The 20,978-nt window shown below is 66.4% G+C and carries 16 protein-coding genes; 13 read left to right on the forward strand and 3 right to left on the reverse strand.

Annotation, left to right across the window (positions count from 1 at the left end; translation table 11 throughout):
- Window positions 1-30: 30 nt before the first annotated feature.
- Window positions 31-1,056, reverse strand: coding sequence for a GlxA family transcriptional regulator (locus WS49_RS24570; protein ID WP_059534177.1), 1,026 nt, complete (start codon window positions 1,054-1,056; stop codon window positions 31-33).
- Between the two features lie 448 nt (window positions 1,057-1,504).
- Between WS49_RS24570 and WS49_RS24575 the strand changes: the two genes are divergently transcribed.
- The 11 genes from WS49_RS24575 to WS49_RS24625 all read left to right on the forward strand — a co-directional run bounded on the left by WS49_RS24575 (window position 1,505) and on the right by WS49_RS24625 (window position 15,831).
- A complete protein-coding gene (locus tag WS49_RS24575; protein ID WP_059534179.1) occupies window positions 1,505-2,779 on the forward strand; it encodes a serine hydroxymethyltransferase in 1,275 nt (424 codons plus the stop codon).
- Window positions 2,780-2,812: 33 nt separating this feature from the next.
- On the forward strand, window positions 2,813-3,784 hold the full coding sequence (locus tag WS49_RS24580) for a dipeptidase (protein ID WP_044844362.1): 972 nt from the start codon (window positions 2,813-2,815) through the stop codon (window positions 3,782-3,784).
- Window positions 3,785-3,918: 134 nt separating this feature from the next.
- Window positions 3,919-4,452: a DUF5943 domain-containing protein gene (locus WS49_RS24585; RefSeq protein WP_059534181.1), complete on the forward strand. Its 534-nt coding sequence runs from the start codon at window positions 3,919-3,921 to the stop codon at window positions 4,450-4,452.
- A gap of 74 nt (window positions 4,453-4,526) precedes the next feature.
- Window positions 4,527-6,590 (forward strand): NADH:flavin oxidoreductase, encoded by a 2,064-nt coding sequence (locus WS49_RS24590; RefSeq protein ID WP_059534183.1) that lies wholly within the window; start codon window positions 4,527-4,529, stop codon window positions 6,588-6,590.
- A gap of 2 nt (window positions 6,591-6,592) precedes the next feature.
- Complete coding sequence (locus WS49_RS24595; protein WP_059534184.1) at window positions 6,593-8,518, forward strand: (Fe-S)-binding protein; 1,926 nt, start codon at window positions 6,593-6,595, stop codon at window positions 8,516-8,518.
- A 4-nt stretch (window positions 8,519-8,522) separates the two neighbouring features.
- Window positions 8,523-9,692: an electron transfer flavoprotein subunit alpha/FixB family protein gene (locus tag WS49_RS24600; RefSeq protein WP_059534186.1), complete on the forward strand. Its 1,170-nt coding sequence runs from the start codon at window positions 8,523-8,525 to the stop codon at window positions 9,690-9,692.
- On the forward strand, window positions 9,689-10,474 hold the full coding sequence (locus WS49_RS24605; RefSeq protein WP_059534188.1) for an electron transfer flavoprotein subunit beta/FixA family protein: 786 nt from the start codon (window positions 9,689-9,691) through the stop codon (window positions 10,472-10,474). Before WS49_RS24600 ends, WS49_RS24605 begins: the two co-directional genes overlap by 4 nt.
- Window positions 10,475-10,526: 52 nt before the next feature.
- Entirely contained in the window at window positions 10,527-11,768 is a 1,242-nt protein-coding gene (locus WS49_RS24610; RefSeq protein WP_059534190.1) for an aromatic ring-hydroxylating oxygenase subunit alpha, read from the forward strand.
- Window positions 11,769-11,798: 30 nt separating this feature from the next.
- Window positions 11,799-12,947, forward strand: a complete 1,149-nt coding sequence (locus tag WS49_RS24615; protein ID WP_059534192.1) for a hybrid-cluster NAD(P)-dependent oxidoreductase — start codon at window positions 11,799-11,801, stop codon at window positions 12,945-12,947.
- 139 nt (window positions 12,948-13,086) lie between these two features.
- Window positions 13,087-13,950 carry a glycine betaine ABC transporter substrate-binding protein gene (locus WS49_RS24620; RefSeq protein WP_059534194.1) on the forward strand — a complete coding sequence of 288 codons (864 nt, stop codon included), beginning with the start codon at window positions 13,087-13,089 and terminating at the stop codon, window positions 13,948-13,950.
- A gap of 225 nt (window positions 13,951-14,175) precedes the next feature.
- Entirely contained in the window at window positions 14,176-15,831 is a 1,656-nt protein-coding gene (locus WS49_RS24625; protein WP_059534195.1) for an APC family permease, read from the forward strand.
- 147 nt (window positions 15,832-15,978) lie between these two features.
- Here WS49_RS24625 and purU read toward each other — a convergent pair whose 3' ends face one another.
- Both purU and WS49_RS24635 read right to left on the reverse strand, forming a co-directional pair.
- Window positions 15,979-16,866: a formyltetrahydrofolate deformylase gene (gene purU, locus WS49_RS24630; protein WP_059534197.1), complete on the reverse strand. Its 888-nt coding sequence runs from the start codon at window positions 16,864-16,866 to the stop codon at window positions 15,979-15,981.
- A 252-nt stretch (window positions 16,867-17,118) separates the two neighbouring features.
- A complete protein-coding gene (locus tag WS49_RS24635; RefSeq protein WP_063888615.1) occupies window positions 17,119-18,045 on the reverse strand; it encodes a choline sulfate utilization transcriptional regulator in 927 nt (308 codons plus the stop codon).
- A gap of 202 nt (window positions 18,046-18,247) precedes the next feature.
- Here WS49_RS24635 and betC point away from each other — a divergent pair, with 202 nt between their 5' ends.
- Both betC and choX read left to right on the forward strand, forming a co-directional pair.
- Window positions 18,248-19,783: a choline-sulfatase gene (betC, locus tag WS49_RS24640; protein ID WP_059534201.1), complete on the forward strand. Its 1,536-nt coding sequence runs from the start codon at window positions 18,248-18,250 to the stop codon at window positions 19,781-19,783.
- Window positions 19,784-19,828: 45 nt separating this feature from the next.
- Window positions 19,829-20,797 (forward strand): choline ABC transporter substrate-binding protein, encoded by a 969-nt coding sequence (choX, locus tag WS49_RS24645; protein ID WP_059534203.1) that lies wholly within the window; start codon window positions 19,829-19,831, stop codon window positions 20,795-20,797.
- The last annotated feature ends 181 nt before the right edge of the window (window positions 20,798-20,978 follow it).

Here is a 20,978-nt window from a genome sequence, read left to right on the forward strand (position 1 = left end):
GGCCGCCTTTTTTATCGCGCCGCGCCCGCGTCACGCATGAATCAGATGAGCCGGAAACGCCGGTGCGGTAGCCGCCGCGCCCTGCGCGAGCGGTGCGACCTGCTTGCGGCGCTCGCGCGTCGGCGCGACGCCGAACGCATCGCGATAGCTCTTGCTGAAGTGGCAGGCCGACTGGAAGCCGCACGCCATCGTGATGTGCATGATCGACATGTCGGTCTGCAGCAGCAACTCGCGCGCGCGGCGCAGCCGCAGCGTCAGGTAATAGTGCGTGGGCGTCATCCCGAGATGCTCGCGGAATAGACGCTGCAGCTGGCGCTGCGACATGTTCGCGAGTCGTGCGAGTTCCTCGCGCGACAGCGGCTCCTCGATGTTGTTCTCCATCAGCGAGATCACCTCGAACAGCGACTTGTTCGCCGAGCCGAGCCGCGCGACGAGCGGCATCCGCTGTTGCGCGCTCGTGTCGCGCACGTGTTCGACGATGAACTGCTCGGCGATCTGCGTGACGCGCGCGGTGCCCACGCGCGCGGCGATCAGGTTCAGCATCATGTCGAGCGGCGCGACGCCGCCCGTGCACGTGATGCGGTCGCGGTCGATCACGAACAGTTCCTTCAGGAAGCGCGTGTCCGGAAACTCTTCCTTCAGCGCCGACATGTTTTCCCAGTGGATCGCGCACGCATAGCCCGCGAGCAGCCCCGACTTCGCGAGCGCATAGGTGCCCGTGCACAGGCTGCCGAGCGGCAGCCCCATGCGCGCGAAGCGGCGCAGCGTCGACAGATGGGCGGGCGTGGTCGCGCGTTGCACGTCGACACCGCCGCACACGAATACGATATCCGGCTGCCCCACGCATTCGGCCGGTCCCGTGTCGACCGTGAGGCCGTTGCTCGCCGTGACCGGGCCGCCGTCCGGGCTGATGATCGACCAGCGATAGAGCGGCTGGCCGCTCAGGTAGTTCGCCATCCGAAGCACCTCGATCGCATTGGTGAACGCGATCATCGTGAAGTCCGGTAAGGGCATGAACGCGAAGTGGGACAGCGACGCTGTGCGGTCGGGGGACATGGGGAGCGTTCCTTGAATCTCTAATAGCTTTTGGCCCGAGGGGCACGGATCGGGCTGCCGTATTGTGTGAGCGAGCGCAACAAGCGTGCCATACGGCTAAACCCTAGCTCCATACGTTGTATGGGCCCAAGGCGGATGCTGCACTGCACCGTAAGCGGGCTGCGCTGCACCTCGGCGCGCAGCGCAGGCACCGGCGAAGTGCCTGTCCATGGATGAACCACACGCGGCGGTTTGCCGGGTCATCTGAAAAAGCACGACCGGTCACTTGTACAAAACGGACGCGCATGGCGGAAAAGGCAAAGAACGCGTCTAAATTCATCAATCCGCCGAAAATCCGAACGACAAGAATAGAGCCGTCGGCAGCCTTGCACTGGATGCGCTGGAAACCCAGGTATGGCGGGCCTCGAGCTTCGGTTACACGCCCTTTATTCTTCGTCACGGACGCACTATGTCGAACACCCAGCCTTTCTTCTCGCAGCCCCTTGCCGAGCGCGACGCGCCGGTGCGCAGCGCCATCCTGAAGGAGCTCGAGCGCCAGCAGTCGCAAGTCGAGCTGATCGCGTCGGAAAACATCGTGTCGCGCGCGGTGCTGGAGGCGCAGGGTTCGGTGCTGACCAACAAGTATGCGGAAGGCTACCCGGGCAAGCGTTACTACGGCGGCTGCGAATTCGCGGACGAGGTGGAGGCGCTGGCGATCGAGCGCGTGAAGCAGATCTTCAACGCCGGCTACGCGAACGTGCAGCCGCACTCGGGCGCGCAGGCGAACGGCTCGGTGATGCTCGCGCTGGCGAAGCCGGGCGACACCGTGCTCGGCATGTCGCTGGACGCCGGCGGCCACCTGACGCACGGCGCGAAGCCGGCGCTGTCGGGCAAGTGGTTCAACGCCGTGCAATACGGCGTGAACCGCGACACGATGCGGATCGACTACGACCAGGTCGAAGCGCTTGCACACGAGCACAAGCCGAGCCTGATCATCGCCGGCTTCTCGGCGTACCCGCGCGCGCTGGACTTCGCGCGCTTCCGTGCGATCGCCGACAGCGTCGGCGCGAAGCTGATGGTCGACATGGCGCACATCGCGGGCGTGATCGCCGCCGGCCGCCATGCGAACCCGGTCGAGCACGCGCACGTCGTCACGTCGACCACGCACAAGACGCTGCGCGGCCCGCGCGGCGGCTTCGTGCTGACCAACGACGAAGAGATCGCGAAGAAGATCAACTCGGCCGTGTTCCCCGGCCTGCAAGGCGGCCCGCTGATGCACGTGATCGCCGGCAAGGCCGTCGCGTTCGGCGAAGTGCTGCACGCGGACTTCAAGACCTACATCGACAACGTGCTCGCGAACGCGCAGGCGCTCGGCGAAGTGCTGAAGGCGGGCGGCGTGGACCTCGTCACCGGCGGCACCGACAACCACCTGCTGCTGGTCGACCTGCGTCCGAAGGGCCTGAAGGGCGCGCCGGTCGAGCAGGCGCTGGAACGTGCGGGCATCACCTGCAACAAGAACGGCATTCCGTTCGATACCGAGAAGCCGACCGTCACGTCGGGCATCCGCCTCGGCACGCCGGCCGGCACGACGCGCGGCTTCGGCGTCGCGGAGTTCCGCGAGATCGGCCGCCTGATTCTCGAAGTGTTCGACGCGCTGCGCGCGAACCCGGAAGGCGACCGCGCAACCGAGCAGCGTGTGCGCCGCGAGATCTTCGCGTTGTGCGAGCGCTTCCCGATTTACTGATCGACACCGACAACACTGGAGCGAGAGACAGATATGAGCACGCTGCATCAGGACAGCATCATCATCGACGGACTGAACATCTCGAAGTTCGAGAAGCCGGTGTTCGAGGACATGCGAAAGGGCGGCATCACGGCCGCGAACTGCACGGTGTCGGTGTGGGAGAACTTCACCAAGACCGTCGACAACATCGGCGTGATGAAGCAGAAGATCCGCGAGAACGGCGAGCTGCTGACGCTCGTGCGCACGACCGACGACATCTTCCGCGCGAAGAAGGAAGGCAAGACCGGCATCATCCTCGGCTTCCAGAACGCACACGCGTTCGAGGACAACCTCGGCTACATCGAGGCGTTCGCCGACATGGGCGTGCGCGTCGTGCAGCTTTGCTACAACACGCAGAACCTGGTCGGCACGGGCTGCTACGAGCGCGACGGCGGCCTGTCGGACTTCGGCCGCGAAGTGATCACCGAGATGAACCGCGTCGGCATCATGGTCGACCTGTCGCATGTGGGCGGCAATACGTCGTCGGAAGCGATCGCGTTCTCGAAGAAGCCGGTGTGCTACTCGCACTGCCTGCCGTCGGGCCTGAAGGAACATCCGCGCAACAAGAGCGACGCGCAGCTGAAGGAAATCGCCGACGCCGGCGGCTTCGTCGGCGTGACGATGTTCGCGCCGTTCCTGAAGCGCGGTATCGAGGCGAACATCGACGACTACATCGAGGCGATCGACTACGTCGTGAACCTGATCGGCGAAGACGCGGTCGGCATCGGCACGGACTTCACGCAGGATTTCGCGAAGGAATTCTTCGACATGCTGACGCATGACAAGGGCCGCTATCGCCAGCTGACGAACTTCGGCAAGGTGATCAACCCGGACGGCATCCGCACGATCGGCGAATTCCCGAACCTGACCGCGGCGATGGAACGCCACGGCTGGAAGGAGTCGCGCATCCGCAAGATCATGGGCGAGAACTGGGTGCGCGTGTTCAAGGACGTGTGGGGCGCGTAAGCGTCCGCCGAACCGCCGCCCGCGATTCAACACAAGAACAATCGGGACGTGCCGGCGCTTGCCGCGCTGGCACGCGGACGATGTCGCGCCTGGACCCGAGCCGCGCGGCTTTTTTTCCTCACGGAGTCACCACGATGCAACCGCAACTGCCGATCAACGTCGATCCCGATACCGGCGTCTGGACCACCGACGCGCTGCCGATGCTGTACGTGCCGCGCCACTTCTTCACGAACAACCACGTTGCCGTCGAGGAAGCGCTCGGCGTCGAGGCGTATGCCGAGATCCTCTACAAGGCCGGCTACAAGTCCGCATACCACTGGTGCGACAAGGAAGCGAAGCTGCACGGGCTGACCGGCATGGCCGTGTTCGAGCACTACCTGAAGCGCCTGTCGCAACGCGGCTGGGGCCTGTTCTCGATCATCGAGGCCGATCCGGCCAGCGCGCGCGCGAAGATCGAGCTGCGCCACTCGTCGTTCGTGCTCCAGCAGCCGGGCAAGGAAGGCAAGCTCTGCTACATGTTCGCGGGCTGGTTCGCCGGCGCGATGGACTGGGTCAACGACACGACGCCGGAAGGCAAGGGCGCGTCGCGCGCGCAGTCGAAGGAAGTGCAGTGTGCGGCCGAGCACCACGACCACTGCGTCTTCGAAGTGTCGCCGATCGCGCACTGATGCGCTGACATCACGACACAGCAACACAACAACACCCGCAACACGAGACATTCGAACGCCAGAGGTCGCCTGCGATGCGTTATCCCCACCTGTTCAAACCCATGCAGCTGAACCAGCTGACGCTGCGCAACCGGATCGTCAGCACCGCGCACGCGGAGGTGTATGCCGAGCCGGGCGGCCTGCCGGGCGACCGCTACATCCGCTATTACGAAGAGAAGGCGAAGGGTGGCGTCGGCCTCGCGATCTGCGGCGGCTCGAGCCCCGTGTCGATCGACAGCCCGCAAGGCTGGTGGAAGTCGGTGAACCTGTCGAACGACAAGATCATCGACCCGCTCACGCGCCTCGCCGACACGATGCACAAGCACGGCGCGAAGATCATGATCCAGGCGACGCACATGGGCCGCCGCTCGTCGTTCCACGGCGAGCACTGGCCGCATCTGATGTCGCCGTCGGGCGTGCGCGAGCCGGTGCACCGCGGTAACGCGAAGATCATCGAGATCGAGGAAATCCGCCGCATCATCGGCGACTTCGCGGCGGCCGCGAAGCGCGTGAAGGCAGCCGGCATGGACGGCATCGAAATCTCCGCCGCCCACCAGCACCTGATCGACCAGTTCTGGAGCAAGCGTTCGAACCATCGCACCGACGAATGGGGCGGCAGCCTCGAGAATCGTCTGCGCTTCGGCATCGAGGTGCTGACGGCCGTGCGCGAAGCGGTCGGCAAGGACTTCTGCGTCGGTCTGCGGATGTGCGGCGACGAATTCCACGAGGATGGTCTCGATCACGAGGCGCTGAAGGAAATCGCGCAGGCGATGTCGGAGACGGGCCTGATCGACTACCTGAGCGTGGTCGGCTCGGGCGGCGACACGCACAACACGATCGCGAACTGCATGCCGCCGATGGCGCTGCCGCCGGAGCCGTTCGTGCACCTCGCGGCCGGCATCAAGTCGGTGGTGAAGATTCCCGTGATGCACGCGCAGAGCATTCGCGATGCGGGCCAGGCCGAGCGCCTGCTCGCGAACGGCATGATCGACCTGGTCGGCATGACGCGCGCGCAGATCGCCGATCCGCACATGGTGATCAAGATCCGCGACGGCCGGGAAGACGAAATCAAGCAGTGCGTCGGCGCGAACTACTGCATCGACCGCCAGTACAACGGCCTTGACGTGCTCTGCATCCAGAACGCCGCGACGTCGCGCGAAGCGACGATGCCGCACATCATCGAGAAGTCGCGCGGTCCGAAGCGCAAGGTGGTGGTGGTCGGCGCGGGCCCGGCAGGGCTCGAGGCCGCACGCGTCGCGAAGCTGCGCGGCCACGACGTGGTGCTGTTCGAGAAGAACACCGAAGTGGGCGGCCAGGTGATGATCGCCGCGAAGGCGCCGCAGCGCGAACAGATGTCGGGGATCATCCGCTGGTTCGACATGGAAACGAAGCGGCTGGGCGTCGACCGCCGCCTGGGCGTCGCCGCCGACGAGAAGATGATCATGGCCGAGAAGCCGGACATCGTCGTGCTCGCGACCGGCGGTTCGAGCTTCACGTGGCAGGTGCCGGCCTGGGGCGTGGCCGAAGGGCTGGCCGTCAGCTCGTGGGACATCCTGACCGGCAAGGTCGAGCCGAAGCAGAACGTGCTGCTGTTCGACGGCGTGAGCACCCATGCGGGCGCCGGCGTGGCCGACTTCATGGCGAGCCGCGGCTCGAAGGTCGAGGTCGTGACGCCCGACGTGAAGGTGGCCGACGATTGCGGCGGCACGACGTTCCCGATCTTCTATCGCCGCCTGTATGCGCTCGGCGTGATCCCGACGCCGAACACCATGCTCGATCGCGTGTACGAGGAAGACGGCAAGATGATCGCCGTGCTGCGCAACGAATACACCGAGGAACTGGAAGAGCGCGCGGTCGACCAGGTGGTGATCGAGAACGGTTCGTCGCCGAATGACGAGCTGTACTGGAAGCTCAAGCCGGAGTCCGTGAACCGCGGCCAGATCGATCCGCACACGCTGTTCGCGGCCGAGCCGCAGCCGTGCCTGTCGGAAGAACTGGGCAACGGCCGCTTCCTGTTGTTCCGTGTCGGCGACTGCATCTCGATGCACAACGTCCACGGTGCGATCTACGACTCGCTGCGTCTCGTCAAGGATTTCTAAAGATGAATCCGGCTTTCCTCATTACCGCACTGCTGTGGCTGTCGGTGGCGGGGCTCGCGTTCGCGGTCGCGAAGCGCTCGTCCTACTGGCGTCTCGGGCGCGCGACGGCGCCCGGCTCGTTCGGCGTCGCGAACCTGTTCGCGATTCCGAAGCGTTACTTCGTCGACCTGCACCACGTGGTTGCCCGCGATCCGTACATCGCGAAGACCCACGTCGCGACCGCCGGCGGCGCGATCGCCGCGCTCGCGCTGGTGTTCGTCAACTACGGCCTGGCGATCTACTCGCCGTGGCTCGACAAGCTGATCTTCCTCGCGGCGCTCGCGATGCTCGTCGGCGTGGTGTTCGTCTGGCGCCGCCGCGCGGCCAAGGACGTGCCCGCCCGCCTGTCGCGCGGCCCGTGGAACGCGCTGCCCTGGCTGCTCGGCTCGTTCGCGCTCGGCCTCGTGCTGTTCATGGTCGTGCCGACCGGCGCGATGTCGGGTGCGTTCGCGGTGCTTTGCGCGCTGCTGATCGGCGCCGGCGCATTCACGATGACCGTCGGCGCCGCGAAGGGCGGCCCGATGAAGCATGCGATCGCCGGCCTGCTGCACCTTGCGTTCCACCCGCGCCAGGAGCGTTTCGCCGCCACCCGCGATTCGTTCACGGGCAACGGCACGGCCACGCCGCCGACCGCGCTGAAGCTGCCGGACATCGAGCACGAGGAGTATGGCGTCGCGAAGCCGGTCGAATTCCGCTGGAACCAGCTGCTGAGCTTCGATGCGTGCGTGCAGTGCGGCAAGTGCGAAGCCGCGTGCCCCGCGTTCGCGTCGGGCCAGCCGCTGAACCCGAAGAAACTGATCCAGGATCTCGTCGTCGGCATGGCGGGCGGCACCGATGCCGCGTACGCCGGCAGCCCGACGCCGGGCCTCGCGGTCGGCCAGCATCGCGGCGAGCCGAACGGCCCGATCGTGTCCGGCCTGATCGAGGAGCAGACGCTCTGGTCGTGCACGACCTGCCGTGCCTGCGTGCAGGAGTGCCCGATGCTGATCGAGCACGTCGACGCGATCGTCGACATGCGCCGCAACCGCACGCTGGTGCACGGCACGGTGCCGGGCAAGGGCCAGGAAGTGCTCGCGAACCTGCGCGAGACCGGCACGATGGGCGGCTACGACACGGCTGCGCGTTACGACTGGTCGGTCGACCTGAACGCACCCGTCGCACAACCCGGCAAGCCGGTCGACGTGCTGTTCGTCGCGGGTGAAGGCGCGTTCGACATGCGTTACCAGCGCACGCTGCGCGCATTCGTGAAGGTGCTGAACAAGGCGGGCGTCGACTACGCCGTGCTCGGCGGGACCGAGACCGACACCGGCGACGTCGCACGCCGCCTCGGCGACGAAGCGACGTTCCAGCAGATGGCGAAGCGCCTGATCGGCACGCTCGGCTCGCTGTCGTACAAGCAGATCGTGACGGCCGACCCGCACGTGATGCACAGCCTGCGCAACGAATACCGCGCGCTCGGGCTGCGCGTGACGGTCAAGCATCACACGACCTACCTCGCCGAGCTGGCCGACAGCGGCAAGATCGCGCCGAAGGCCGTCGACGCGCTGCGCGAGAAGCGCACCACGTATCACGACCCGTGCTACCTCGGCCGCTACAACGGCGAGACGGAATCGCCGCGCAAGCTGCTGAAGACCATCGGCATCCAGGTCGTCGAGATGGAGCGCAACGGCATGCGCGGCCGCTGCTGCGGCGGTGGCGGCGGCGCGCCGCTGACCGACATCCCGGGCAAGCAGCGTATTCCCGACATCCGCATCGCCGACGCGCGCGCCATCGGCGCGGACGTGGTCGCGGTCGGATGCCCGAACTGCACGGCGATGCTCGAAGGCGTCGTGGGCCCGCGCCCCGACGTGCTCGACGTGGCCGAACTCGTTGCCGCCTCGCTGGAGTGAATCGATGAACACGATCAAACGAATCGATCCGCGCCGGCCGTTCATCATCACGGCCGCGGGCCTGAAGCGCATCACGCTGGGCCAGGAAGGCAGCGCCGATGCGAGCGCCGCGCAGTGGTCCGCGCATGGTCACGGCGCCGCGGCCGCGAAGCCGCGCCGCACGGTGCAGGACCCGAAGCACGTGATGCTGGTGGTGGCGCACACCGAGCGCGGCGCGCTCGACGACCATGCACGGCAGGCGATCGCCGCCGCCGCGGTGCTCGCCGATGCGCAGACGGAAGTCGCGCTGCTGGCGTTCGGTGAACTAAAGGATGACGCAGCGGCGCTCGGCGTCGACAAGCTGATCGAGCTGGCCGACTTCGACCGTCGCGCCTTTGCGCCCGAAAGCGAATTGCAAGCATTGCAGGCCTGTGCCGCGGCGCTCGCGCCGAAGCACGTGTTCGTGCCCGACAACGCGACCGGCGACGGCGATCTCGGCCGGCGTTACGCGGCGGCCGTCGGCGCGAGCGTCGCGACCCACGTGGTCGAGATCGACGCGAAGCATGTCGGCGCGTATGCGCAGGCCGGTCGTGCGTTCGCGACGCGCGGCTTGCCCGACGTGATCCTGCTCGCGCAGAACGCGGTCGAAGCGAAACTGCCGTTCGTCGGTGCCGGCGAGCGCCTGGCCGCCGACTTCATCCGTCCGGCCCGCGACGCAGAGCAACCGTACCGCGATCTCGGCCTCGAGGAAATCGACGCGGCGCAAGTCGCGCTGGAGGAAGCCGACTTCATCGTGTCGGCCGGCAACGGCGTGTCCGACATCGGCGCGTTCGAGCGGCTCGCCGGCGCGTTCGGCGCGGCGATCGGCGCGAGCCGCGTCGCGGTCGACAACGGCCACTTCACGCGCGACAAGCAGGTGGGCGCGACCGGCAAGACGGTCGAGGCCAGCGTGTACATCGCGTTCGGCATCTCGGGCGCGGTGCAGCACTTGCAGGGGATCAAGGACTGCCGTCACGTGATCGCGGTCAACCTCGACGGCAGCGCGCCGATCGCGAAGCGCGCGAACCTGACGGTGGTGGGCGACGCGCAGGCGACGATCGCTGCGCTGATCGAACAGGTGCAGGCCGCACGCGCGTCGCGCGGACAATCGCCGACCGCGGTCGGCGCCCGTGAATCCGAAGGAGTCGCAGCATGAACGCCCCCCGCCAGTTGCAACGCATCGCGGTGCTCGTCTCCGTGGGCCGGCACCCGGTCAGCGGCACCGCGCGCTACAGCCGCAACGACGCGGCCGCGCTCGAGGTCGGCCGTCAGCTCGCGGAGCGGCATCGCGCGCAGCTCGACGTGCTCCATGCGGGAGACCCCGCGAATGAAGCGCTTGCTGAATACCTCGCGCTCGGTGCGCGGCAGGTCGAGGTGCTGGCCTGTCACGACGGCGACGATGCCGCGCATGCGCTCGCCGCGCGCGTCGAAGGCTACGACCTCGTCTTGACCGGCACCCGCGCCGAGGGCGCGTACGACACCGGGATGCTGCCGTATCGCGTCGCCGCGACGCTCGGCTATCCGCTCGTCGGCTCGGCCGTCGACGTGACGGTCGACGGCGGCCGCGCGGCGGTCCGGCAATTCTTGCCGAAAGGGCTGCGGCGGCGCGTCGACGCGGCGCTGCCCGTCGTCGTCGCGGTCCATCCGCTTGCCAACGTGGCGCCGCGCTACGCGTATGCGCGGCTGCGGGCCGGCGCGATCCGCCCGGCGCTGACGTCGACCGGCGCGGATGCCGATGCCGCCGCGTGGAAGGTCGGCCCGATCGAGCGTAAACCCGTAAAGCTGGTCGCCGCCGAGAAGCGCTCCGGGCATGCCCGGATGCTGTCGGCGACGACGACCGAAAGCCGCGGCGGCAACGTCGTAAATGAAGGGAGTTCAGTCGAAAAAGCACAAGTGATCCTCGCGTATTTGCGCGAGCATCAGCTCATCGACTACTGATTTTGATGCCTGTCGGCAACCACACTGGGACGCAAGGAATCCGGAGCAAACGATGAAAGTATCGGCAGACATTCGCGCACTGATCGAACGACGCAAGGAAGGTTACAGCCTCGAGGCGCCGTTCTATACGAGCGAGGAAATCTTCGCCCTCGACATGGAGGCGATTTTCCGCCAGCACTGGATCCAGGTCGCGGTCGAACCGGACATTCCCGAGCCGGGCGACTACGTGACCGTGGAACTGGGCAGCGACTCGATCCTGATCGTGCGTGACGACGACATGGAAATCCGCGCGTTCCACAACGTGTGCCGTCACCGCGGCGCGCGCCTGTGCAACGAGGACAAGGGCTCGGTCGGCAACATCGTGTGCCCGTACCACAGCTGGACCTACAACCTGACGGGTCAGCTGATGTTCGCCGAGCACATGGGCGAGAAGTTCGACCGCTGCAAGCACAGCCTGAAGTCCGTGCACGTGCAGAACCTCGCGGGCCTGATCTTCATCTGCCTCGCCGAGGAGCCGCCGGTCGATTTCGCGCAGTTGCGCGCCCAGATGGAGCCGTATCTGCTGCCGCACGATCTGCCGAGCACGAAGATCGCCGCACAGATCGACATCATCGAGGAAGGCAACTGGAAGCTCACGATGGAGAATAACCGCGAGTGCTATCACTGCGTCGCGAACCATCCCGAGCTGACGATCTCGCTGTACGAATACGGCTTCGGCTATCAGCGTTCCGAAGCGAACGCCGAGGGCATGGACGCATTCGCGGAAACCTGCGTGCGCCGTGGCAAGGAGTGGGCCGAAATGGGCCTGCCGTCCGCCGAAATCGAAAAACTGCTCGACGTGACGGGCTTCCGCACGCAGCGCCTGCCGCTCGACCGCCACGGCGAATCGCAGACGCTCGACGCGAAGGTCGCATCGAAGAAGCTGCTCGGCAAGTTCGACCAGGCCGACCTCGGCGGCTTGTCGTTCTGGACGCAACCGAACTCGTGGCACCACTTCATGAGCGATCACATCGTGACGTTCTCGGTGATTCCGCTGTCGGCCGGCAAGACGCTCGTGCGCACCAAGTGGCTCGTGCACAAGGATGCGAAGGAAGGCATCGACTACGACGTGAAGAACCTGACGGCCGTGTGGAACGCGACCAACGACCAGGATCGCGCGCTCGTCGAGTTCTCGCAGCGCGGCGCGACCAGCAGCGCGTACGAGCCGGGCCCGTATTCGCCGTACACGGAAGGTCTCGTCGAAAAATTCTCGGCCTGGTACATCGGCCGGCTCGCCGAAAAAACCGGCGCGTAGTAGTCAGCGGAACAGCAAGCGGAGTCACACATGATGCGAGATGCGGCCAATTTCGAGCCGGCGGACAGCCGGGTTACGCACCCGGCCTTCTGGAACGCGCTCCCCGAGCGCTGGACGAGCGACGTCGAGGAAACGCTGGTGTGCTGCCACGTGCGGCAGGAAACCCACGACGTGAAGAGCTTCTTCTTCCGTTCGCCGCAGGGCCGTGCGTTCTCGTTCGAGCCCGGGCAGTTCATCACGCTCGAGCTCGACATCGACGGCGAGACGATCAACCGGTGCTACACGATCTCGTCGTCGCCGGCGCGGCCGCACACGATCTCGATCACGGTCAAGCGCGTGCCGGGCGGCAAGGTGTCGAACTGGCTGCACGACAACCTGCAGCCGGGCGCGTCGGTGCGCGTGCTCGGCCCGGCCGGCGAATTCACGTGCGCGCGGCATCCGGCGCGCAAGTATCTGTTCCTGTCGGCCGGCTCGGGCGTCACGCCGCTGATGTCGATGAGCCGCGCGCACCATGATCTCGCGGAGGATCGCGACATCCTGTTCGTGCACAGCGCACGCACGCCGGATGACATCATCTTCGCGCGCGAACTCGATCTGATCGCATCGAACCATACGAACTTCCGCACGTCGTTCGTCGTCGAGCGCGTCGGTGCGCGCACCAACTGGCCGGGCGTCACGGGCTTCCTGACGCTGCCGCTGCTGAAGCTGATCGCACCGGACTTCATGGAGCGCGAGATCTTCACGTGCGGCCCCGCGCCGTACATGAAGGCCGTGCGCGACCTGCTCGACGAAGCCGGCTTCGATCGCAAGCAGTATCACGAGGAAAGCTTCTCGTTCGAAACGCTCGCGCAGACCGCGAGCGACGACGTGCTCGCCGAACTCGTGCCGGCCGCCGACGGTGCGGACGCGGCGACGAAGCAATACACGGTCAGCTTCGCGAAGAGCAACCGCGAGATTTCGTGCGGCTCGGAGCAGCACGTGCTCGACGCGGCGCGCCAGTCGGGCGTGCGGCTGCCGGCGTCGTGCACGCAGGGCATGTGCGGCACCTGCAAGGTGAAGCTCGTGTCGGGGCAGGTCGAGATGAAGCACAACGGCGGCATCCGCCAGCGCGAGATCGATCAGGGGATGGTGCTGCTGTGCTGCAGCAAGCCGCTGTCGGATCTGGTGATCGACAAGTAGTCAAAACAAGCCATCGCTCGTCCGGCCGCGACGCGTCGCGTCCGGACAAGCATCCGTCGGAAAACAACGATACCGCGGAATTGTGGTTGAAGAACCTAGAGAGACAACGCGCACGGTGCGCATTTCAAGGAGATCGACCATGAAGTTGTTCGGCAAACTGTTGTGGACCGGCGCACTGTCGGCGATGGTGGCACTGAGCGCGTCGGCGCTCGCCGATACGAAGCCCACGCTGAAAATCGGCTACGTCGAAGGCTGGGACGACAGCGTCGCGACGTCGAACGTCGCGGCCCGCGTGATCGAGAAGAAGCTCGGCTACCAGGTCCAGCTCGTACCGGTCGCTGCCGGGATCATGTGGCAGGGCGTGGCGCGCGGCGACCTCGACGCGACGCTGTCCGCGTGGCTGCCCGTCACGCACGGTTCCTACTGGGGCGAATACAAGTCGAAGGTCGTCGATCTCGGCGCGAACTTCCCCGACGCGAAGATCGGCCTGATCGTTCCCGACTACGTGAAGGCGAAGAGCATTGACGACCTGAATGCCGAGAAAGGCAGCTTCGGCGGCCGGATCGTCGGCATCGACGCGGGCGCGGGCGTGATGCGCAAGACCGACGAAGCGATCAAGAGCTACGGCCTCAACTACACGCTGATGCCGAGCTCGGGCAGCGCGATGACGGCCGAGCTGTCGCGCTCCGTCGGCGCGAACAAGCCGGTGATCGTGACCGGTTGGGCGCCGCACTGGATGTTCGCGAAGTGGAAGCTGCGCTTCCTCGAGGATCCGAAGAAGGTGTTCGGCGGCGCGGAGCACGTCGACAGCGTCGTGAACCCGCAGCTCGAAACGAAGGCCAAGCCGGTCGTCGCGTTCCTGAAGAAGTTCCAGTGGAAGCCGGGCGAGATCGACAGCGTGATGCTCGCGATCCAGAACGGCTCGAAGCCGGAAGCGGCCGCCGATGCATGGATTGCGGCGCATGCGGACCGCGTGAATTCGTGGACTGAAGGCGCGCAGTAACACCGCGGCGATTCATCGCGCGCAATCATAAAACAACACGCCGGGAATGACTTGCAGGAATCCGAAATAATCGTGAATTCATGCGGCCATATCCCGGTTTTCTTTTTCCGATTCTGCAAAAATGCGCGCAAGTTGTTACACTAGCGCCCTCGTGCGGAGTCATCTGCTTTGTATCGGACGAGAGTAAGCGCTGAAGCGCTCACTCTGATCGAGAGGAGGAATTGGATGAGTCAGGCAGGACTGCGTGCTAATCGCACCAGTGATGTTGAGGCAGACATCTCACATGATTCGACGGGCCACACGCTGCATCGTGGCCTGACTTGGAAAGACGCATTCTGGGTGACGAGCGGTGTGCCGGCAGGCGTGCTGTTCACGATCGGCGGCGTATGCGCGACGATCGGCCAGCCCGCGTGGGCGATCTGGATCGCCGCGATCACGATGGGGCTGATTCAAAGCGCGACTTATGCGGAAATATCGGGGCTATTTCCTCATAAATCGGGCGGCGCGTCGGTGTATGGCGCGATCGGCTGGGTCCGATACAGCAAGCTGATTGCCCCGGTTTCCGTGTGGTGCAACTGGCTCGCGTGGTCGCCGATGCTCGCGCTCGGCTGCGGCCTCGCGGCGAGCTATGCACTGACGAGTCTCTTTCCCGCCGATGCGGCGGTGCTGCACTGGCAGCTCAAGGTTGCGGATCTCGGCTTCATCAAGCCGGGGCTTTCCCTTCGAATCAACGCGACATTCATCATCGCGACGATTCTGCTTCTCATCACGTTCAAACTGCAGCACAGCGGCGCGTCGAAGGCGGCACGCACGCAGCGCATTCTCGGCATCGCGTCGCTCACGCCGCTCCTGATCGTCGGCATCGTGCCGTTCGTCACCGGCGACGTGCCGATGTCGAACCTGCTCCCGCTGCTGCCGCTCGGTCATGACGCTCAAGGCAACCTCACGACCGCGACGTTCGGCTCGTGGAACGGGCAGGGCGTCACGATGGCGCTCGGCGCGATGTTCATGGCCGGCTGGGCGTCGTACGGCTTCGAGACGGCCGTCTGTTATACGCGTGAATTCCGCGATCCGCGTCGCGACACCGCGAAGGCGATCTTCTGGTCGGGCGCGCTGTGTCTCGTCGTGATGACGCTCGTGCCGATGGCGTTCCAGGGCGCGCTCGGCACGCAGGCGATGCTCGATCCGTCGATCGGCGACGGCACCGGCGTCGCGGCCGCGATGGCGAAGATCGTCGGCGGCGGCGCATGGGTCGCGAATGCGGTCGTCGTGATGCTGATGCTATCGATCCTGCTGATCGTGATGACGTCGATGATGGGCTCGTCGCGCACGTTGTACCAGGCATCGGTCGACGGCTGGCTGCCGAAGTACCTGTCGCACGTGAACGAGCACGGCTCGCCCACGCGCGCGATGTGGACCGATCTCGGCTTCAACCTCGTGTTGCTGATGATGTCGGATTACATGACGGTGCTGTCGATCTCGAACGTCTGCTACATGCTGTTCGTATTCCTGAACCTTCAGTCGGGCTGGATCCACCGGATGGATCGCGGCGACTGGGATCGGCCATTCCGCTGCCCGACCTGGCTGCTCGTCGCCGGCTCGATCTGCGGCTACGCGAACCTCGTCTATGTCGGCGCGGGCGCGAACCTGCAGGGCGAAGGCACGCTGCGCAACGGGCTGATCGCAATGCTGCTGATCGTGCCGGTGTTTCTCTATCGCCACTATTGGCAGGATCGCGGCCGTTTCCCCGCGCAGATGCAGCGCGACATGGAGCTCGAGGTGCCGAAGCGCGCGATGTGGCTGAACCTGATGCCGTATGCGGCGCTGATCGGCGCGGCGCTCACGATCTGGCTGTCGTACTACTTCGCGTGGGTGAAGTAAGCCCCTGATTGCGGCACGCACTTCGCGCGACGAACCCGGGCACCGCACCCGGGGCCGTCGCGCGAAGCATCGAACGCCAGGCGATAAAAAACCCGACCGGCTGCTGCCGGTCGGGTTTTTTGTTGGCGGCTCGCCGAACGGATGCGCTTACGGAAACACCACCGTCCGGTCGCCGTTCAGGAACACGCGGCGCTCGATGAACGCCTTCACCGCGCGTGCAAGCGTGATGCATTCGACGTCGCGGCCCACCGCGAGCAGTTGTTCCGGACGCAGTGCGTGATCGACGCGCTCGACCACCTGCTCGATGATCGGACCTTCGTCGAGATCGTCGGTCACGAAGTGCGCGGTCGCGCCGATCAGCTTCACGCCGCGCGCGTGCGCCTGGTGATACGGCTTCGCGCCCTTGAAGCCGGGCAGGAACGAGTGATGGATGTTGATCGCGCGGTTCGCGAGCTTCGCGCTGGTTTCCTGCGACAGCACCTGCATGTAGCGCGCGAGGATCACGAGTTCGGCGCCGCTCGATTCGAAGAAGTCGAGCCACTGCGCTTCCTGCTGCGCCTTGGTGTCGGCCGTGATCGGGAAGTGGCGGAACGGCAGCCCGTGCTGCACGGCGAGCGGTTCGAAATCCGGATGGTTCGACACGATGCCGACGATGTCCATCTTCAGCTCGCCCATCCGCCAGCGGAACAGCAGGTCGGCGAGGCAGTGCTCGAGCTTCGACACCATGATCAGCACTTTCGGGCGTGCGTTCACGTCGTGGATCGCCCATTGCGTGTCGCCTTCGCCGCCGCCGCCGAGCTCGGTCGCGATCGGCCCGAACTCCTGACGCAACGCGTCGATCTGCAGCGTCTCATCCGTCGGATGAAACACGCAGCGCACGAAGAAGCGGTTGCTGAGATCGTCGTCGAACACGTTCAGCGCATCGACATAGCAGCGATGGCGCTCGAGAAAGCCGACGACGGCGGCGACCTGGCCGGCCGCGCTCGGGCACGACAGCGTCAGGACGAATTGATCGGGGCGTGAGTCGGCGGTCATGAGATTCCTCGGAGTCATGGAGCGCGAACCCGCGCGGCGGCGCGCCGGGGCGCCAGGCTACGCGGGTAGCGGGAGACTCAAGTAAATCAGGACGTTTCTGGCGCGGATAGAACCAACCCGCCGTGTGGCTGGTATCGGCGCGCCAGCGCGGGCGCGCGGCTGCGTGCGGGGCGGGCGGCGGGCGTCAAGCGGGGCGGTCATCGCCAACCCAGCCGGCGTCAAGAGAATATCCGCTGGACGCCGGACGACCGTTCACGCAGGCGCGCACGCATCCAGCAGCCAGCGCCGGAACACGTGGGTCGCGTCCGGCTCGGGGCGTTGCGGCGGACGCACGAGGAAGTAGCCGCGCGACGTGACGACGGGCGCGTCGACGAGCTTCACGAGCTGCCCGGACGCGACGAGCTCGTCGACGAGCGGCGACCAGCCGAGGGCGACGCCCTCGCCGAGCAGGGCAGCATGGATCACGAGCGCATAGCTGTTGAAGGTCACGCCGCGCGCGGCGGCCGGCGCATCGAGGCCATGCGCGTCGAACCATCCGGCCCACGACAGCCAGCGTTCGGGGCGCGTCGGCTGCACGTGCAGCAGCGGCAGCGCACGCAGATGGTCGGGCCGGGCGACGTGCGGATGCGCGGCGCGGAACGCGGGCGAGCAGACCGGCGTGACGGATTCCGGAAAGAGCCGCGCGGCGGTGCACGACGGCCAGTGGCCGTCGCCGAACAGGATCGCGATGTCGGCGTGGTCGCGCTGCGCGTCGTAATCCTGTGACGTGACGACCCGCACGTCGACGTCCGGCATCACGCGCTTCAGGCCCGCGAGGCGCGGCATCAGCCAGTAGGTCGCGAAACCGAAATCCGTGACGATCGTGAGCGCGCCATGTTCGCGGCGCGCGCGCAGCGTCGCAGTGGCGCCGCGCAGCGTGTCGAGGCTCACCCGCACGGCTTCGTACAGGCACTGGCCGTCGCTCGTCAGCGTGACGCCGCGCGGACTGCGCTCGAACAGCGGCACGCCGAGTTCCGCCTCGAGCTGGAACACCTGCTGGCTCACGGCCGGCTGCGTCGAGCCGAGCTCGCGCGCGGCGGCCGTGAAGCTCTGGAGACGGGCGGCCGATTCGAACGCGCGCAGCGCCTGCATCGACGGTAACGGTTCGGATTTCGACATAAGTCTCTCTAATGGCCCCATAAGGGCCGGACACCTTCCCGCGCGAATTCGGGCGGGGGATAGTGCTTCGGACGGCACGGCACCGTGCCGGTTCTTCCGCGATTCTAGCCAGTCGCGGCCGGTGCGCGCGGCACTTTCTTCAGGCTGCGTCCGTCATGCTGGCCGCGCCGCTGCACAAGCGTCGCACCGTTCCGTTCGAACACCGATTTCCCCACGACCGCCGATGACGAACCCGACTCCCAACATCCTGATCCTGATGGCCGACCAGTTGACGCCGTTCGCGTTGCCGGCCTACGGCAATCGCGTCGCACGCACGCCGACGCTCGACCGGCTCGCCGCGCAAGGCGTGGTGTTCGATGCCGCGTATTGCGCGAGCCCGCTGTGCGCGCCATCGCGTTTCTCGCTGCTGACCGGCAAGCTGCCGTCGGGTATCGGCGCCTACGATAACGCCGCCGAATTGCCGGCGCAAACGCTGACCTTCGCGCATTACCTGCGCGCAGGCGGCTACCGCACGATGCTGTCCGGCAAGATGCATTTCTGCGGCCCGGACCAGCTGCACGGCTTCGAGGAACGGCTGACGACCGACATCTATCCCGCCGACTTCGGCTGGGTGCCCGACTGGGACCGCCCGACCGAGCGACCGAGCTGGTATCACAACATGAGCTCGGTGCTCGAGGCCGGCCCGTGCGTACGCACGAACCAGCTCGACTTCGACGACGAGGTCACGTTCGCGGCGAAGCAGAAGCTGTACGACGTCGCGCGCGAGCGTGCGGCCGGGCATGACGAGCGGCCGTTCTGCATGGTCGTGTCGCTGACGCATCCGCACGATCCATACGCGATCACGCGCGAATACTGGGATCTGTACAGCGACGACGAGATCGACATGCCGGCCGTGCGGCTCGATGCGGCCGAAAGCGATCCGCATTCGCAGCGGCTGCGCTTCGTCTGCGAAAACGACCGCACGCCGCCGACCGACGCGCAGATCCGCGCCGCGCGCCGCGCCTACTATGGCGCGACGTCCTACGTCGACGCGCAATTCGGCAGCGTGCTGGCCGCGCTCGAGCAATGCGGGTTCGCGGACGACACGATCGTGATCGTCACGTCCGACCACGGCGACATGCTCGGCGAGCGCGGACTCTGGTACAAGATGACGTTCTTCGAGGGCGGCTGCCGCGTGCCGCTGATCGTTCACGCGCCGGGCCGCTTCGAGGCGGCGCGCGTGCGCGGGCCCGTGTCGCACGTCGACCTGCTGCCGACGCTCGTCGACCTGGCCGGCGCGGCGCCGGCCGGCGGCTGGCCCGACCCGGTCGACGGCGCGAGCCTCGTGCCGCATCTGCGGGGCGCGCCCGCGCACGACGTCGCGCTGGGCGAATACCTCGCGGAAGGGGCGGTCGCGCCGGTCGTGATGATCCGCCGCGGCGACTGGAAGTACGTGCATTGCCCGGCCGATCCCGACCAGCTCTACAACCTCGCCGACGATCCGCGCGAGCGCACGAACCTGGCCGGCCTGCCCGAAGCGGCCGACGTGCTCGCCGCATTCCGAACGGAGGCCGCGCGGCGCTGGAACCTGCCGGAACTCGACGCCCAGGTGCGCGCGAGCCAGCGGCGGCGCCGCTTCCATTACGCGGCGACGACGCAGGGCCGCATCCAGGCATGGGACTGGCAACCGTTCACCGATGCGAGCCAGCGCTACATGCGCAATCACATCGAACTCGACACGCTCGAAGCGATGGCGCGCTTTCCGCGCGTCGGGCGCTGAACGTACCGCATCGCGGTCATTGACGAACGACGGAGGAAGCGAATCATGAAACGACAATGCAATGCAGCAATCCGGAGGCTCGGCACGGCGCTCGCCGCGACCGCGTGCGTGGTGGCGATGCAGTCCGCGCACGCGGCCGATCCGCAGACGTGTCGCGACGTGAAGATGGCGGCGCCCGGCTGGACCGACATCGACGCGACGAACGCGATGGCCGGCGTCGTGCTGAAGGCGCTGGGCTACCGGCAGGACGTCGCGAACCTGTCGGTGCCGATCACGTACCAGGGCTTGAAGAAAGGGCAGGTCGACGTGTTCCTCGGCAACTGGATGCCCGCGCAGGCGCCGCTCGTGAAGCCGTTCGTCGACGAGAAGTCGATCGACGTGCTGCACGCGAACTTGAGCGGCGCGAAGTTCACGCTGGCCGTGCCCGACTACGTCGCGGCCGCGGGCGTGCACACGTTCGCCGATCTCGCGCGCTACGCGGACCGCTTCGGCGGCAAGATCTACGGGATCGAGCCCGGCGCGCCCGCGAACCAGAACATCAAGCGGATGCTGTCCGACCATGTGCTCGGGGCCGCGAACTGGTCGCTCGTCGAATCGAGCGAGACGGGGATGCTCACGCAGGTCGAGCGCGCGGTGCGGGACAAGCGCTGGATCGTCTTTCTCGCGTGGGAGCCGCATCTGATGAATACGAAGTTTCACCTGACCTACCTGTCGGGCGGCGACGCGTATTTCGGCCCGAACTATGGCGGCGCGACCGTCAACACGGTGACGCGCCCGGGCTTTGCCGGCCAGTGCGCGAACTTGGCGCGGCTGTTCCGGCAGATGACGTTCTCCGTGGACGTCGAGAACCGGATGATCGCCGACATGCTCGACAACAAGACGTCGCCCGCGCTCGCGGCGCAGCACGTGCTGAAGGCCGACCCGGCGCTCGTCGAGGGCTGGCTGGACGGCGTCACGACCGCATCCGGCACGCCGGCCCTGCCGGCCGTGCGCGCGGCGCTCGACGCCCGCTGATCTGCCTCCGGGCGGCCGGTTTTTGCCGTGCCGCCCGTCTCCGTGTTTTCCCGAACCGTCGCATCAAGACCATTTAGTGTCGCCTTCAGACGGGTGGCCTGAAATATGGGTTTGTATTTTTCGCCAATGGCTCCGTTATTGCGGAAAACGAAATGCCGAAGCCAGCGGACGTACCGAATTC

Source organism: Burkholderia sp. RF7-non_BP4 (assembly GCF_001521935.1).
Taxonomy (GTDB): domain Bacteria; phylum Pseudomonadota; class Gammaproteobacteria; order Burkholderiales; family Burkholderiaceae; genus Burkholderia; species Burkholderia diffusa.